General features: G+C 70.4%; 13 protein-coding genes. 6 read left to right on the forward strand and 7 right to left on the reverse strand.

What is annotated here, in order from left to right; translation table 11 throughout:
* Positions 1-2: 2 nt before the first annotated feature.
* Both ACHMXE_RS03395 and ACHMXE_RS03400 read right to left on the reverse strand, forming a co-directional pair.
* On the reverse strand, positions 3-1,079 hold the full coding sequence (locus ACHMXE_RS03395) for an ABC transporter substrate-binding protein (RefSeq protein ID WP_395346847.1): 1,077 nt from the start codon (positions 1,077-1,079) through the stop codon (positions 3-5).
* Positions 1,080-1,086: 7 nt separating this feature from the next.
* Entirely contained in the window at positions 1,087-1,962 is an 876-nt protein-coding gene (locus tag ACHMXE_RS03400; protein WP_395346849.1) for a DMT family transporter, read from the reverse strand.
* Between the two features lie 117 nt (positions 1,963-2,079).
* Here ACHMXE_RS03400 and ACHMXE_RS03405 point away from each other — a divergent pair, with 117 nt between their 5' ends.
* Both ACHMXE_RS03405 and ACHMXE_RS03410 read left to right on the forward strand, forming a co-directional pair.
* Positions 2,080-3,513: a PLP-dependent aminotransferase family protein gene (locus tag ACHMXE_RS03405; protein WP_395346850.1), complete on the forward strand. Its 1,434-nt coding sequence runs from the start codon at positions 2,080-2,082 to the stop codon at positions 3,511-3,513.
* A gap of 41 nt (positions 3,514-3,554) precedes the next feature.
* The gene (locus tag ACHMXE_RS03410; RefSeq protein ID WP_395346851.1) at positions 3,555-5,936 is read left to right on the forward strand and encodes a DNA polymerase II; all 2,382 of its coding nucleotides are present in this window, start codon (positions 3,555-3,557) and stop codon (positions 5,934-5,936) included.
* Here the strand turns inward: ACHMXE_RS03410 and ACHMXE_RS03415 are convergent, their stop codons facing one another.
* The gene (locus tag ACHMXE_RS03415; RefSeq protein WP_395346852.1) at positions 5,937-6,752 is read right to left on the reverse strand and encodes a crotonase/enoyl-CoA hydratase family protein; all 816 of its coding nucleotides are present in this window, start codon (positions 6,750-6,752) and stop codon (positions 5,937-5,939) included.
* A 69-nt stretch (positions 6,753-6,821) separates the two neighbouring features.
* Here ACHMXE_RS03415 and ACHMXE_RS03420 point away from each other — a divergent pair, with 69 nt between their 5' ends.
* A complete protein-coding gene (locus ACHMXE_RS03420) occupies positions 6,822-7,529 on the forward strand; it encodes a Crp/Fnr family transcriptional regulator (RefSeq protein ID WP_395346853.1) in 708 nt (235 codons plus the stop codon).
* A 24-nt stretch (positions 7,530-7,553) separates the two neighbouring features.
* On the opposite strand, the gene ACHMXE_RS03425 is transcribed toward ACHMXE_RS03420, so the two are convergent.
* The 4 genes from ACHMXE_RS03425 to ACHMXE_RS03440 form a co-directional block, all read right to left on the reverse strand.
* Positions 7,554-8,642, reverse strand: coding sequence for a M14 family metallopeptidase (locus ACHMXE_RS03425; protein WP_395346855.1), 1,089 nt, complete (start codon positions 8,640-8,642; stop codon positions 7,554-7,556).
* Complete coding sequence (locus ACHMXE_RS03430; RefSeq protein WP_395346856.1) at positions 8,639-9,946, reverse strand: MFS transporter; 1,308 nt, start codon at positions 9,944-9,946, stop codon at positions 8,639-8,641. Before ACHMXE_RS03430 ends, ACHMXE_RS03425 begins: the two co-directional genes overlap by 4 nt.
* A 129-nt stretch (positions 9,947-10,075) precedes the next feature.
* Positions 10,076-10,984, reverse strand: coding sequence for a LysR family transcriptional regulator (locus tag ACHMXE_RS03435; protein WP_209540011.1), 909 nt, complete (start codon positions 10,982-10,984; stop codon positions 10,076-10,078).
* 57 nt (positions 10,985-11,041) lie between these two features.
* On the reverse strand, positions 11,042-11,995 hold the full coding sequence (locus ACHMXE_RS03440) for a LysR family transcriptional regulator (protein WP_203206741.1): 954 nt from the start codon (positions 11,993-11,995) through the stop codon (positions 11,042-11,044).
* A gap of 185 nt (positions 11,996-12,180) precedes the next feature.
* On the opposite strand from ACHMXE_RS03440, the gene ACHMXE_RS03445 reads away from it, so the two are divergent.
* The 3 genes from ACHMXE_RS03445 to ACHMXE_RS03455 are packed head-to-tail and all read left to right on the forward strand — an operon-like array spanning position 12,181 to position 15,102.
* Positions 12,181-12,924, forward strand: coding sequence for an enoyl-CoA hydratase-related protein (locus ACHMXE_RS03445; RefSeq protein ID WP_395347413.1), 744 nt, complete (start codon positions 12,181-12,183; stop codon positions 12,922-12,924).
* Positions 12,925-12,928: 4 nt separating this feature from the next.
* Positions 12,929-14,065 (forward strand): acyl-CoA dehydrogenase family protein, encoded by a 1,137-nt coding sequence (locus tag ACHMXE_RS03450; RefSeq protein WP_395346860.1) that lies wholly within the window; start codon positions 12,929-12,931, stop codon positions 14,063-14,065.
* Positions 14,062-15,102 (forward strand): acyl-CoA dehydrogenase family protein, encoded by a 1,041-nt coding sequence (locus ACHMXE_RS03455; protein WP_395346861.1) that lies wholly within the window; start codon positions 14,062-14,064, stop codon positions 15,100-15,102. Before ACHMXE_RS03450 ends, ACHMXE_RS03455 begins: the two co-directional genes overlap by 4 nt.
* The last annotated feature ends 34 nt before the right edge of the window (positions 15,103-15,136 follow it).

Consider the following 15,136-nt stretch of genomic DNA (forward strand, 5'->3'; position numbering starts at 1 on the left):
GCTCAGGCGCTGGCGTGGAGCACGCTGAAGCGATCGGGCTTCGAGGGATCGCGCTCGACGACCTGGACCGGCGGCCAGGCCCATTGCAGGACATCGATGCCCGGCACGCGCGAGAACCGGAGCGGGCCGCGGCTGCTGTCGAAGGTCCCGTGCGACCACGCTTCGGCGATGCGCTCGCGCTGCGCGCCATGCGATCGCATCGCCTCGGCGAGCACGGCGATCGTGTCGTAGCCCTCGAAGGCGACGAACGAAGGCGCCGCGCCCAGTCGCTCGCGCAATGCCGCCTCGATGCGCATGGCTGACGAACCGAGGCGCTCGGGCAGATAGCGAAGGAACGGAATCGCCGCGCCATCCACGCCCAGCGCCGCCATCCAGTCGGCGAACTCGGGCTGCCCTGCCGGCGCGCCGATCCGCATGCCGGCAAGGCGCGGGTCATGGCGCACGGCCTCGACGATGGGCACGGCCGGCTCGGGGTGGCCGGCCAGCATCAGGACGGCCGTGGCGCGTTGCTCGAACAGCTGGTCGCACAGCGCCGCGGGCGACAACGCTCGCGCATCGAGCTCGATCAGCACACCGTCGCGCGCGGCCAGGTGCTCGCGCAGGATGCCCGTGCCCGCCGCCCAGTAGACGCTGGCATCCGCCGCGACCGCGATGCGGCGATGGCCCTCGCCGAGCAGGAAGTCGGCGTAGATCCGCCAGCCATGCGACTGCGCCGGCGCCAGCCGCGCCACCCAGGGCGTCGGCTGTTCGCACAGCGCATCGAGCACCGCCGACGCGCAGAGGAACGGCAGGCCGAGTGCATGCGCGCGTGCGGCGGCCGCGCGGGCGACCACGCTGTGGTACTCCCCGGCCAGTGCCACCACGCCGAGGCCTGCCAGTTCGTCCACGGCAGCCACGGCTCTCGCGGGATCGGCCGCGGTATCCCTCGCCACGAGGCGCAGGGGCCGGCCGTCGACACCGCCCGCCTCGTTGATCTCGCACACGGCCAGCTCCATGCCCGCGAGCAGATGCTCGCCCGCCTCGACCCAACCCGGCCGGCTCAGCGGCGCGAGCGCGCCGATCTCGATCGCTGAAGACATCGGCCGCTCAGGCGAAACGCTTGGCGCCCGCCACGCAGAACACCACGACCACGGTCGAGGCGATCATGGTCCAGGCCACCGGTTCGCCGAGCAGCAGCCCGGCCAGCAGCAGGCCGAAGAAGGGCTGCAGCAACTGCAGCTGGCCCACGCCCGCGATGCCGCCGAGCGCGAGGCCGCGGTACCAGAAGACGAAGCCGATCATCATGCTGAACACCGACACGTAGGCCAGGCCGGCCCAGGCCGGGGCGCCGATGCGGTCCCAGGCCTGCGGCAGGGTGAACAGCGCGATGGCCGCCATGAGCGGCAGCGACAGCAGCAGCGCCCAGCAGATCACCTGCCAGCCACCGAGGCGGCGCGAGAGCGTGGCGCCTTCGGCATAGCCGAGTCCGCACACCACGATGGCCGCGATCATCAGCAGGTCGCCCTGCAGGCTGCCGCCGCGGCTGCCGTGCAGCGCGAAGCCGGCCACCACCGCGGCGCCGACGATCGAGAACAGCCAGAAGGCGGGCCTGGGCCGCTCGCCGCCGCGCAGCACGCCGAAGATCGCGGTCGACAGCGGCAGCAAGCCGACGAAGACCACCGAATGCGCTGCATCGATGTGCTGCAGCGCGAGCGCGGTCAGCAGCGGAAAGCCGACGACCACGCCGATGGACACCAGGATCAGCGGCACGAGGTCGGCTCGCTTTGGCCGCGCTTCGCGCAGCGCGAACAGGAACACCGCGCCCAGCAGGGCGGCGATCACCGCGCGCGCGGCCGTCAGGAACAGCGGCGAGAAATCGGCCACCGCCACGCGCGTGGCGGGCAGCGAGCCGCTGAAGATGAGCACGCCCAGCAGGCCGCTGCCCCAGCCGGCCGAATGTCGTCGAGAACCTTCGCTTGTCATCCCCTCAGCGTAGCGGCCCGGTGCGAGGGAAGGAAGGCACAGAGGCATACAATTTCGGCAAACTGTATGGCTTATCCCAGCCACACAGTCACTGGGAAGGCAAAGAGGATGAGCGGTGTGAAGGCAACGATGCGGACCGATGCGCTGATGGAGGCGGTGCGCGCCAAGATCGCGAACCGCGCGCTGGTGGAAGGTGATCGCCTGCCCTCGGTGCGCAGCTTCGCCGAGACCATGGGCGTCTCGCCCTCGACCGTGGTCGAGGCCTACGACCGCCTCGAGGCCGAGGGCGTGATCCGCGCGCGCCGCGGCTCGGGCTTCTACGTGACCGGCGCCAACCTGCCGCCGATGGCGCTGGCCGAGATGGGTGCGCCGCGCGAGCGCGACGTCGATCCCTTCTGGGTCTCGCGCCAGTCGCTGGATGCCGATGGTTCCTTCCTCATGCCGGGCTGCGGCTGGCTGCCGGCCGACTGGATGCCGCACGCGGCCCTGCGCAAGGGCCTGCGCGCGCTGAGCCGCGCCGACGATGCGCTGCTGGCCGACTACGGCAGCACGCGCGGCGCGCTCGCGCTGCGCCGCCTGCTGCTGGCGCGCCTGGCCGACGAGGGCATCGCCGCGACGCCCGAACAGCTGCTGCTGACCACCTCGGGCACGCAGGCCATCGACCTGATCTGCCGCCTGCTGCTGCGGCCCGGCGACACGGTGCTGGTCGACGACCCCTGCTACTTCAACTTCCAGGCGCTGCTGCGCGCGCACCAGGCGAAGATCGTCGGCGTGCCGTTCACGCCCACCGGTCCCGACGTCGCGGCCTTCACGCAGGCGCTGGCGCAGAACCCGCGGCTCTACATCACCAACTCGGCGCTGCACAACCCCACCGGCGCCACCATCTCGCCGCAGACCGCGCACCGCGTGCTCGGCGCGGCCGCGGCGCAGGGCATGACGATCGTCGAGGACGAGGTCTTCGCCGACTTCGAGCCCTCGCCCTCGCCGCGTCTCGCGGTGCTCGACGGCCTGCAGCGCGCGATCCGGATCGGCAGCTTCTCCAAGACGCTCTCGGCCTCGGTGCGCTGCGGCTACATCGCCGCGCGCCGCGACTGGATCGACGGGCTGGTCGACCTGCAGGTGGCGACCCAGTTCGGCGGCCCGAGCCCGGTGGCCACCGAACTGATCGCCGGCGTGCTGGCCGGCGGCAGCTACCGCAAGCACATGGACGAGGTGCGCCAGCGCCTCACGCGCGCGCGCAAGGACGCCACCGAGCGCCTGGCCGCGCTGGGGATCGCGCCCTGGCTCGCGCCGCGCGGCGGCTTCTACCTCTGGTGCCGGCTGCCCGACGGGCTCGACTCCGCGGTGCTGGCGCGGCGCTGCATGGAACAGAAGGTCGTGCTCGCGCCCGGCAATGTCTTCAGCGTCTCGCAGACGGCGGGCTCGTTCGCGCGCTTCAATGTCGCGCAGCTCGGCGACCGGCGCGTGTTCGGCCTCCTCAAGGAGGCCATGAAGGACAGCATGCCGCCGCGCAGCACGACGGCCAGGCGCAAGCAAAGCGCGGCCCTGTGAGAATCCAGCATCCTCCCGCTCCACCCGATCTCCAGCCGCCCGTGCCGTCCACCGAACTCCAGGGATTCATCCTCACCCGGCGCTGGCGCGATGCGCCCGGCGGCACAGAGATCGAGTTCTGGCTCGCCACCGACGAGGGCCCGCGCAAGGTGCTGCTCAACGCCCAGACCTCGGTCGCCTTCGTCGCGGCGAAGCACAGGCAGGCGGTGGAGTCGCACGCCGCGGAGCTGCCGGGCCTGCAGCTGCGCGAACTCGCGCTCAAGACCTTCGGCCAGGAGCCGGTCGTCGGCGTCTACGTCACGCATTTCCGCCAGCTCAAGCGGCTGGTGCGGCTGCTCGAGGCGAAGGGCATTCCAGTGCTCGAGGCCGACATCCGGCCGCACGACCGCTACCTGATGGAGCGCTTCATCACGGCGGGCACGCTGGTGGAAGGCGGCCGGCCCGACGGCGCTGCCATCGTCGATCCGCGGCTCAAGCCCGCGCCCGCCTACCGGCCACGGCTCAAGGTGGTGTCGCTCGACATCGAGACCAGCCAGCACGAGGAGCTCTACTCGATCGCGCTCGACGGCACCGGCGAGCGCGTGGTCTACATGCTGGGCGAGGCGCCCGCGCAGGCGGCGAGCGAGCCGCTGGGCTTCTCGCTCGTCTACTGCGCCAGCCGCAAGGCGATGATCGAGCGCCTCAACGACTGGTTCGAACACAACGATCCCGACGTCATCGTCGGCTGGAGCGTGATCCAGTTCGACCTGCGCGTGCTGCAGAAGACGGCCGACACCGCCGGCGTGCCGCTGCTGCCGGGCCGCGAACGCCGGCCCTTCGAATGGCGCACGCATCCGGGCAGGCAGGGCTACCTGTTCGCGACCACCGCGGGCCGCGTGATCATCGACGGCATCGAGGCGCTGCGCTCCGGGATGTGGAGCTTTCCGTCCTTCAGCCTCGAGTCGGTGTCGCAGGCCTTGCTCGGCGAAGGCAAGGCCATCGGCGACGAGTACGACAAGATGGCCGAGATCGAGCGCCGCTACCAGCAGGACAAGCCGGCGCTCGCCACCTACAACATCCGCGACTGCGAGCTGGTGCTGCGCATCTTCGAGAAGACGAAGCTGCTGAGCTTCGTGCTGGAGCGCGCCCAGACCACGGGCCTGCAGGCCGACCACTTCGGCGGCTCCATCGCCGCGTTCAGCCACCACTACCTGCCGCGCATGCACCGGCTGGGCTACGTGGCGCCCAACGTCGGCGAGATCCTCAGCAAGGCCTATCCGGGCGGCTACGTGATGGACTCCAAGCCCGGCTTCTACGACTCGGTGGTGGTGCTCGACTACAAGAGCCTCTATCCATCGATCATCCGCACCTTCCTCGTCGACCCCGTGGGGCTGGTGGAAGGCACGCGCGCGCAAGACCCTGCCGCGGGCGTGAAGGGCCCGAACGGCACGCTGTTCTCGCGCGAGAAGCACTGCCTGCCCGAGATCGTCAGCACCTTCTGGCATGCGCGCGACGAGGCCAAGCGCGCGAAGAACGAACCGCTGTCGCAGGCGCTGAAGCTGCTCATGAACTCCTTCGCGGGCGTGCTGGGCGCGTCCGACTGCCGCTTCTTCAATCCCGACCTGGTGTCCGCCATCACGTTGCGCGGCCACGAGATGATGCGGCTCACGCGCGACTTCGTGGAGGAACGCGGCTACGAGGTCATCTACGGCGACACCGACTCGATCTTCATCTGGCTCAAGCGCGCGCATTCCAGCGAGGACGCGCATGCCATCGCCGCGGCGCTCACCACCGAGATCAACGCCTGGTGGACCCGCACCCTGCACGACGGGCAGGGACTGCGCAACTTCCTCGAGATCGAGTTCGACACCCACTACAAGAAGTTCTTCATGCCCACCATCCGCGGCTCGGAGATCGGCAGCAAGAAGCGCTATGCGGGCCTGAGCGTCGATGCCGGGGGCAAGGAGGAGATGGTCTATCGCGGCCTCGAGATGGCGCGCAGCGACTGGACGCCGCTGGCGCGCCAGTTCCAGGAAGGACTGCTGTCGCGCATCTTCCACGACGAGCCCTACCGCGACTTCGTCACCGACTACGCGCGCTCGATGCTGGCGGGCGCCAAGGACGAGCTGCTGATCTACCGCAAGCGCCTGCGCCATCGGCTCGACGACTACCAGGTCAACGTGCCGCCGCAGGTGCGCGCGGCGCGCATCGCCGACGCATTCAACGACCGGGCCCAGCGGCCGCGCCAATACCAGAACGGCGGCTGGATCCAGTACGTGATGACGCGCAACGGGCCCGAGCCGCTGGAAGCGCGGCAGTCGCGGATCGACTACGAGCACTACCTCGCGAAGCAGCTGCGGCCGATCGCGGACGCGATCCTGCAGCCGATGGGCGAGAGCTTCTCGGCGCTGACCTCGTCGCAGTCGCGCCTGTTCGAGGAATGATCAGATGCGGCCGAAGTCGCCGCCGCGCCCCAGTCCCGATGCAAAGCGGCCCGCGCCATCGGCGCCTTCCTGGTGATGCGCCTCCACGCCGTTGGCCCACTCCACGCGCATCGCATCGCGCAGCGGCAGCCCATGGCTTTCGTGGACCGTGCGGCGATCGGCCCGCACGGCGGCCTGCGGGAAGCGCGCGATCTCCCTGGCCATCGCCTCGGCCGCCTGCCGCGCCTCGCCATGCGGCACCAGCTGCTCGCACATGCCGATGCGCAGCGCCTCCTCGGCCGGCACCTTGCGGCCGGTGAGGATGATCTCCATCGCGCGGCCCTGCCCCACCAGCCGCGGCAGGCGCACCGCGCCGCCATCGAGCAGCGGGATGCCCCAGCGGCGGCAGTAGACGCCGAAGTAGGCGCTGTCGGCCATCACGCGGATGTCGCACCACAGCGCGAGTTCCATGCCGCCCGCCACCGCGGGGCCTTCCACCGCCGCGATCACGGGCTTCGACAGCTCCAGCCGCGTCGGCCCCAGCGGTCCCCGCGGTGCCGCGTTGGCGCCCATCGGAAACGCCAGGCCGCGCACGATGTCCTGGTCGAAGCGCTCGCGGTCCGCCAGCGTGCTCGCGTACTTGAGGTCCCAACCGGCGCAGAAGGCACCGCCCTCGCCCCACAGCACCGCGACGCGCGCCTGCGGATCGCGGTCGAAGGCCTGCAGCTGCTCGACCAGCGCGTCGGCGCTGTCGGGGTCCATCGCGTTGCGCGCTTCGTCGAAGCGGCTGTGGATCACGGTCCACACCGCACCATCCTTCTCGGTTCTCACGGTCATTGGCGTCTCCTGTTGAAGTGCTTACTATCGTGAAGACACGCGCATCGCGCTGTCGTTGCAACGACATCCATGAAGCCCGCCCCACCGACCACCTCCCTGCTCGACCGCACCGCCTGGTTCGCCACGCTGGAACCTGCGCAGCAGGCGCTGGTACGCGCCACCCTGGTCGAGAAGGATGCCGCGATCGGCGAATGCGTGGCCCGGGTGGGCGAGACCGCCGCGCACTGGATCGGCGTGGACAGCGGCTTCCTGCAGATGTCCGTGACCGCCGCCGATGGCAGCGAGACCACGCTGCATTTCCTGCGCGAGGGCGAATGGGGTGGCGAAGGCTCGATGCTCAAGCGCGAGCAGCGGCGCTACGACGTGATCGCGGTGCGCGCGAGCCGCGTCTGCCTGCTGCCCGCACCGACCTTCGAGCTGCTGCTCGCGCAGAGCGTGCCGTTCAACAACTTCCTGCTCAACAACCTCAACCAGCGCATGGGCACGGTCACGGCCCTGCTCGAAGCCTCGCGCATGCTGGCGCCCGACATGCGCGTCGCGCGCTGCCTGTCGCTGCTGGCCCAGGGCGACGATGGCGACACGCTGGCCCTGCCGCAGCACCAGCTCGCCAACCTGTGCGGGCTGTCGCGCCAGCGGACCAACATGGCGCTGCGCGCGCTGAGGGCCGACGGGCTGGTGCAGCTCGACGGACCCCGGATCAGGATCGTGGACTTCGCCGGGTTGGCGAGCCATGGCGCGAAGGCCGGCGGCCGCAGGAAAAGCGGGCGCGCCGCATAGCCATCCGCCGCGCCGCGCACGCGGTCACGCCGAAGCGCCGAGCCCGCACAAGGCCTGCACGACCGCCGTGCGCGCCTGGCCGAAGACCATGCCCTGCCAGTCGGCATCGTCGACGTAGAAGCAGGCCTTCAGTTCCTGCCCGGCCTCGGCCTGGAGCCGCGCCGCGACGGGCGGCTCGGCCCGCCAGCAGAAGTGGTCGGCGCGCAGCGCATCGATCATCCGCAGCAGCGGCACGGTGCCGAACTCGAGCGCGATCGTGGTGCCCAGTGCGTTGGGGCATTCCTCCGCGAGGATCGTCACCATCGGGCCGCTGATCTCGTACATCACCGAATCGTCGCGCTCGGTCGAGATGACATCCGCGCCCCACCAGGTCCGGGCCCGGTCGATCTCGCCGCGCCTGCCGATGAACACCTTCTCGCAGTGGCCGCGCGGGCCGAGCCCGGTGTGCAGATCGATCCAGCCCACCTGCTTCGCCGCGGCGCCCTCGTGCCGAAGAACCCGCCGGATCGTCCGGTTGCTCCAGGTCGCGCGGCTGCCGCCGTAGAACATGCCCGTGGGCGAGTCGTACTGGCCCTGAAACACCGACTGCCCGTAGGCCTCGACGCCATGCGCGCCGATCCAGGCATCGAGCCGCGCGGCCTCTTCGGGACCCGGAGGCCATGCGGGCGGAAGCAGCAGGGGCTCGAGCTCGGCATAGCCGTGGTTCGGCGAACGCGCCTCGTCGAAGCGCACGAAGTTGCGGTTCACGTCCACGTTGTCTTCGTTGACGCGGCGCAGGTGCGAGAAACCGAAGGGATTGACCGCGTGCACGAACAGCAGGCCGACGCCCATGCGCTCGGCCGTGGCCAGCAGCGGCTCGTCCACGAGCATCGCCGACTGGCAACCCGAGCCGCAGAAGCCCTCGACGCCATGGATCGCGGAGGTCAGGACCAGCAGCTTGTCGGCCTGCGGATCGCCGACCCGCACGACGTCCATCGCGAGTTCCTCGCCCTGCGCGCCGCGCACGCCGTCGATCGCATGCGAGGCGACCGCGAGCCCCGCCGCGTCCGCGCTCGCGAGAAAGCGCTCGCGTGCCGCGGCATAGGTCGCCGCGAAATGGCTCGTGGGTTTCACTTGAAGCTCCCCACCGGCATCGCGCCGCGAACACGGGGCGGCGCTTCCTTCGGGCTCTCCGCATCGAGGTCCTCGCCGGTGCGGTCCACGAGCCAGGGCATGACGAGGGTCGAGACCACGGTCACGGCCACCAGGTACCAGGCCGGCGCCAGCTTGTCGCCGGTCTCGTGCACCAGCCAGGTCAGCACGAAGGGCGAAAAACCGCTGAAGACCGCGACCACCACGCTGTAGACGGTCGAGAGCCCGCTGGCGCGCACATGCTTCGGGAAGATCTCGGTGAGCATCACCAGCAGCGCGGGGAACTGCGAGGTCAGGCACACGCTGAGCAGCCCGACGACCACGTACAGGCGCCCCGGCGAAGGCGCGGCGAGCAGCCAGTGGAAGCACGGGAACACCAGCAGCAGCAATACCACGCGCGACCAGAAGATCACCGGCTTGCGCCGCAGCCAGTCGGCCAGCAGGCCCGACAGCGGCGCGACGAGCAGGTTCACGATGCCGAACACCACGCCGGCCCAGATGCCGACCTGCACCGGCAGCCCGAGCTCCCGGGCCGCGTACGTCGGCATGTAGAACGCGACCACGTAGATGCCGACCGTGCACGAAAGGAACAGCAGGCTGGCCTGGATCAGTTGCTTCCAGTGGTGGCGCAGCAGCAGGCCGATCTTGCCGCCCGATTCGCTGGAGGTCGATGGCTTCGGCGCGTCGACATGGGTCTCGTGCAGGCGCGTGCGGATGTACATGCCCACCGGCGCGATCAGGATGCCGAGCACGAAGGGCAGCCGCCAGCCCCAGCTCTCGAGATCGGCCGGCGCCAGCACCGAGATCACGGTGCTCGAGACGAGCGCGCCGAACATCACGCCCATGCCCTGGCTCGCGACCTGCCAGCTGGCCATGAAGGCGCGTTCGTTGCGGCCCGCGTACTCGACCAGCATGGCCGTCGACGCACCGACCTCGCCGCCCGCCGAGAAGCCCTGGATCAGCCGTGCCAGCACGATGATCGCCGGCGCCGCCAGGCCGATCTGCGCGGGCGTGGGTGCCGCCGCGATCATGGCGCAGCCCAGCGCCATGAGGCCGATGGTCAGCCCCATCGCTTTCTTGCGGCCATGGCGGTCGGCATAGGCGCCGATCACCACGCCACCGAGCGGCCGCGCGAGGAAGCCGACGCCGAAGCTGGCCACCGCCAGCAGCAGCTGCGCGTAGGGACTCAGGGAGGGGAAGAAGATCCGCCCGATGATGCTCGTCATGAAGCCGTAGACGGTGAAGTCGTAGAACTCCAGCGCGTTGCCGACCGTGATCGCCGTCACCGCCTTCCGCTTCGATAGCGGTGGCGCGACGCCACTTGTCTGGGTACCCATTGCTGTCTCCTGGCCATGCCTTTTGTTGCGATGGCGGATGCTAGGAGCAGCGATCCGCGGCCGGAAGACAAGCACTCTTCAGGGGTGATAGGCGTTGCCTTTCATCGCCGCTTCATGGCGCAGGCAATCGAGGAAGTTCTGCGCCGCCGGGCTCAGCACCGAGCCGGGCCGCGAGATCACGCTGACGTCGAGCGCCGCGAGCGGGTCGCACAGGGGCACCTTCACCAGGCCGTAGTGCGGAAACTCCTCGCGGTTCATCGTGTCGACGAACACCCCGACCAGGTCGCTCTCGCCCACGAGCTTCAGGCCGATCGCCGTCGAGGTGCAGCGCACCACCTGCGTCGGCGGCGCGATGCGCTTCGGCGCGAACAGCTGGCGCACCAGCGCGGGCGCGCTCTCGTCGTCGTAGGGCAGCAGCCATTCCCACTCGGCGAATCGATCGGTGTCCGCCGCGTCCAGGATCGGATGGCCCTCGCGCGCCACCGCCACCATGGCGGTGCGGAACAGGCGCTTGACCTCCCAGTCGGCCAGCGAGCCGGGCAGCATGTGCGCGACCATGAAGTCCACCGTTCCGTCGAGGATGCGCGGCAGCGTGTGCGGGATCGAGGCTTCGTTGAAGCGGACCTCGACGTGCGGGAAGCGCGCACGGAACGCAGCGAAGGCCTTCGGCAGGATCTCGAAGGCGACGGCGGTGGAGATCGCGATCGAGATCAGGCCCGAGCTGCCGTCGCGGATCTCCTCGATCTCCGCCACCGCGCGCTCCATCTCGCGCTGGATCACGCTGGCGCGGCGCACCAGCGAGCGGCCATACACCGTGAGCTCGACACCGGCCGTGCCGCGCTGCAGCAGCGGTGCATCGACCGACAGCTCCAGCTCGCGCATGGCCTGGGTCACGGCCGGCTGCGACATGCCGAGCGCGCGCGCCGCGGCCCGGATGCTCCCATGCTCGGCGACGCTGAGGAACGAGCGGAGTTGACTCAGTTTCATGGCGGTCGGGCTGGGATGAAATCGAGGGGTACGCAGTGTACGGGGGCGTTGCGCGTGCTAGCGGCGCTTCGCGGGCGGCGGCGCGGACTGCACGGGCGTCAGCTCGAACAGGCGATCGCGCAGCCAGACAGCGAAGGCATCGGTGTGGGTGATGTTGTGCCAGTACAGGCGCAGGTCGAACTCGGGCGAGGGGAAACGCAGGCCGATCTCGCGCACCCGCTCGCCGAAGCTGGCCAGGCCGAGCAGCCGCCGCGGCACCATGGAAACGGCGTTCGTGCCCTGCAGCAGGTCCGGCAAGGCCATGTAGCTCGATGCGGTCATGACCACGTTCCTCTTCTGCCCGGCGTTCAGGGCCTGGCGCTCGAAGATGGCCGGCAGCAGGCCCAGGCCCGAGGGCGACACGTCGATGTGCGCGCAGCCGCAAAGCTGGGCCAGCGACAGCTGCCTGGGCGCCGCGGCGTTCTCGCGATGGGTGATGCAGGCGAGCTGCTCGCGCGCCAGCGGCTGCACGCGCAGGCCGCGCGCCTCGAGGTTCTCGGTGCCGATGCACAGGTCGAGCGCGCCTTCGGCCAGCAGCTGCGGGATGCCCTTGGCGATCGGGCGCATCACGAGCTGCACGCCGGGCGCGTGCTGCCGCAGCAGGCGCGCCAGCCGGACACCCAGCGTGGACTGGATGTAGTCGTTGGCGCCCAGCACCAGCACGCGCTCGACCTGCGCGAGTTCGAACGCGTCCTCGTCGAACAGCTGCCGGCACTGGGCGATGGCGCGGTCCACGGCGGGCCGCAACTGCCGGGCCCGGTCCGTGAGGAACATCTTGTTGGAGGAACGCACCAGGAGCTGGTCGCCGAGCTCCTCGCGCAGCGCCTGCAGCAGCTTGCTGACGGCCGAGGCGCTCGTTCCCAGCTGCTCGGCGGCCTGGCTCACGCTGCAGGTCTGCAGCAGCACGTGCAGCGGCACCAGCAGGTTGAGGTTGCGGGCGCGGAGCCGGTCGAGTGGATTGGCGGCGGCCATGACGGGGACTCGCTGTGCGTTTTCGGATTTCCATTTTAGGCAATCCGGATGTTCCGAACGGAGCGTTGCCTCCATGGCGGCCCGTTCGCAGAATGCCGCATCCCTCCACCGCACAGCCCGCAAGAAGGACCCGCCACTTGTCATTCATCCGCTACGAACGCCGCGACGGCATCGTCACGTTGACGATGTCGTCGCCGCGCACACGCAATGCCCTCTGCGCGCCCGCCATCGCGGACCTCGTGGCCGCCTGCCAGCGTGCCGATCTCGACGAGGCGGCCAGGGTGGTCGTGCTGACCGGCGAAGGCCCCGCGTTCTGCGGCGGTGGCGACGTGAAGGAGATGCTGGCCTCGCTGGACGATGGATTGCCGCCGCCCGAGCAGATCCGCGCGAGCTTCGACACGGGGATCCAGCGGCTGGCACGCACGCTCCATGGCCTGCGGCTTCCGGTCATCGCGGCGGTGAACGGGCCCGCGATCGGCGCCGGCCTCGACCTGGCCTGCATGTGCGACCTGCGGATCGCCTCGCGCCGCGCGGTCTTCGCCGAGAGTTTCGTCAAGCTCGGCCTGGTGCCGGGGGACGGGGGTGCCTGGCTCCTGACCCGCCTGCTCGGGCCGGCGAAGGCAGGCTACCTGGCCTTCACGGGCGAGACCATCGACGCGGCGCGCGCGCTCGAGCTGGGCCTCGTGAGCGCCGTGGTCGACGACGACCAGCTCCAGTCCCACGCACTGGCGCTCGCCGCCCGGATCGCCGCCCATTCGCGAACGGCGCTGCGGCTCACCAAGCAGCTGCTGCGCGCCTCCGCGACGCAGAGCTTCGACGAGGTGCTGCACCTGTCGGCCGAGGCCCAGGCGCAGGCCATCCATTCACCCGAGCACCGCGAGGCGGTGCGCGCGCTGGCGGATGCGCTGTCCACCGGCAACACACGCTAGAACCATGCAGGCAATCCACATCAGTTCCGCGGGCGCGATGCCCGAACTCGAGCCGCTGCGCGCCGACGTGCGGGCCTTCTTCCACGGCACTCGCGCGCACAGCTCGGCCACCGACCGCGCGAAGAACTGGCTGGCCGGCAGCCGGTCGCTGGCGCGCGAGCTCGGCCGGCGCGGCTGGATCGGCATGTCCTGGCCGAAGGCGTACGGCGGCCAGGAGCGCGGCAATCACGAACGCTACGTGGTCTGGGAAGAGAGCCTCGCCGCCGGCGCGCACATCTGCAGCTGCATGCCGATGGACCGGCAGACCGGCCCGCTGCTGCTCGAGTACGCGTCGGATCGCGTGAAGCGCGAACTGCTGCCGCGCATGGCGCGCGGCGAGATCAGCATCTGCGTGGGCATGAGCGAGCCCGACGCCGGCTCGGACCTCGCGAGCGTGCGCAGCGCGGCGCGCCGCACGGAAGACGGCTGGGTGCTCAATGGGCGCAAGGTCTGGACCTCGATGGCGCACGAGGCCGACTACATGATCGGGCTGTTTCGCAGCGGCAGCGGATCGAGCCGGCAGGAAGGCCTGTCGCAGTTCGTGATCGACATGCGCTCGCCGGGCATCGCCGTGCGGCCGATCCCCCACATGCAGGGCGAGAGCCACTTCAACGAATGCACCTTCGACGACGTGAAGCTGCCGGCCGATGCGCTCATCGGCCGCGAAGGGGAAGGCTGGAAGCAGGTAAACCGCGAACTGGCCTACGAGCGAAGCGGACCCGAGCGTTTCCTCAGCTCGTTCGAATTGCTGCGGCAGATGGTGGGAGCGGCCGACGCATGCAATCCGCAGCATGCGACCGAGCTCGGCCACCTGGTTGGCGAACTCGCGGCGCTGCGCGAGATGTCGCTGGGCATCTCGGCGATGCTCGCGCGCGGCGAATCGCCCGCGCTCGCGGCCGCCATCGTCAAGGACCGCGGCACGAGCTTCGAGCAGAAGGTGACCGAGGCCGCGCACCAGCTCTTCGACATCGACCTCTCGGACCCGCACAGCGAACTCGCGGCGGCCGCCGCATTCACGACGCAGGCGGCGCCGCAGTTCTCCATCCGCGGCGGCGCGCGCGAGATCCTGCGCGGCATCATCGCCAAGGGAGTGGGGCTGTGAGCGCGGGACTGGAGACGCTCATCGTCGACAGCTATGCGCGGCTGTGCGCGGCGCGCCTCGATCCACGCGCGCATGAGCAGGCCAGGCAAGACATGCAGGCGTTCTGGAACGAGGTCGAGGCCCTCGGATTGCCCGGCCTGCTGACCGACTACGACGGCGAGCTCGAACGGCCCGAGCCGACGGCGCTCGCGATCGCGCAGGCCACCGGCTACCACTGCGTTCCGCTGCCCGTGGTCGAGAACATGCTGGCCCGCGCGCTGCTGCGCAAGGCAGGGCTCGAGGCGCCCGCCGGCATGCTGGCGCTGGGGATCGTGCGCGATGCGGAACTCGTCGAGGCCACGGGTCAGGCGCCACTGCTGCAAGGGCATGCCACGGTGCCATGGGCCCGCCACGCGAGCCATCTGGTGCTGGCCGTCCAGGCCCGGCAGGGCGAGCATGTGCTGCTGCTCGCCGCGAACGCGCCAGGCCTGGCCATCGAGCACGGACACAACCTCGCGCACGAGCCGCGCGACCGGCTCCGGTTCGAGCGTGTGCAATGCCTGGCGCAGGCTGCGCTCGCGGACTGTGTCGAGGCGACGTCGCTCGAGACGGCGCGCTACCGCGCGGCACTCATGACCGGCGCGGCCGAGAGCGCGCTCGACATGACGGTCGCCTATGTCAACGCCCGCTCGCAGTTCGGCAAGCCGCTGGGCAAGTTCCAGGCCGTGCAGCAGAGCCTCGCGGTGTTCGCGGGCGAGGTGACGAGCGCGCTGTCGGCCTGCTCGCTCGCATTCGCGACCAGCGCTCCCGACTGGCGCACCATCGCCATCGCGAAGATGCGGGCCGACGTCGCGGCGTCGGTCGGATGCAATGCCGCCCACCAGGCCCACGGCGCGATCGGCGTCACCGCCGAGTACCCGTTGCACCTGCGGACCCGGCGCCTGTGGTCCTGGCGCACGGAGGATGGCTCGGGCGCCTCGTGGGCGCGCCGGCTGGGACGGGATTTCATCGCACGCGGCGCGGACGCGCTCTGGCCGGCGGTGACGGGCCTGCGCTGAATGGACCGAAGAACACGATGACAACGGAGACACG

This window comes from Variovorax sp. UC122_21, assembly GCF_044056785.1.
Taxonomy (GTDB): Bacteria; Pseudomonadota; Gammaproteobacteria; order Burkholderiales; family Burkholderiaceae_C; genus Variovorax.

What these genes read in the sequence shown, in the direction of transcription:
- ACHMXE_RS03395 (WP_395346847.1), bottom strand. Translation starts at nt 1,079, where the DNA reads ATGTCTTCAGCGATCGAGATCGGCGCGCTCGCGCCGCTGAGCCGGCCG.
- ACHMXE_RS03400 (WP_395346849.1), bottom strand. Translation starts at nt 1,962, where the DNA reads ATGACAAGCGAAGGTTCTCGACGACATTCGGCCGGCTGGGGCAGCGGC.
- ACHMXE_RS03415 (WP_395346852.1), bottom strand. Translation starts at nt 6,752, where the DNA reads ATGACCGTGAGAACCGAGAAGGATGGTGCGGTGTGGACCGTGATCCAC.
- ACHMXE_RS03420 (WP_395346853.1), top strand. Translation starts at nt 6,822, where the DNA reads ATGAAGCCCGCCCCACCGACCACCTCCCTGCTCGACCGCACCGCCTGG.
- ACHMXE_RS03435 (WP_209540011.1), bottom strand. Translation starts at nt 10,984, where the DNA reads ATGAAACTGAGTCAACTCCGCTCGTTCCTCAGCGTCGCCGAGCATGGG.
- ACHMXE_RS03440 (WP_203206741.1), bottom strand. Translation starts at nt 11,995, where the DNA reads ATGGCCGCCGCCAATCCACTCGACCGGCTCCGCGCCCGCAACCTCAAC.
- ACHMXE_RS03445 (WP_395347413.1), top strand. Translation starts at nt 12,181, where the DNA reads ATGTCGTCGCCGCGCACACGCAATGCCCTCTGCGCGCCCGCCATCGCG.
- ACHMXE_RS03450 (WP_395346860.1), top strand. Translation starts at nt 12,929, where the DNA reads ATGCAGGCAATCCACATCAGTTCCGCGGGCGCGATGCCCGAACTCGAG.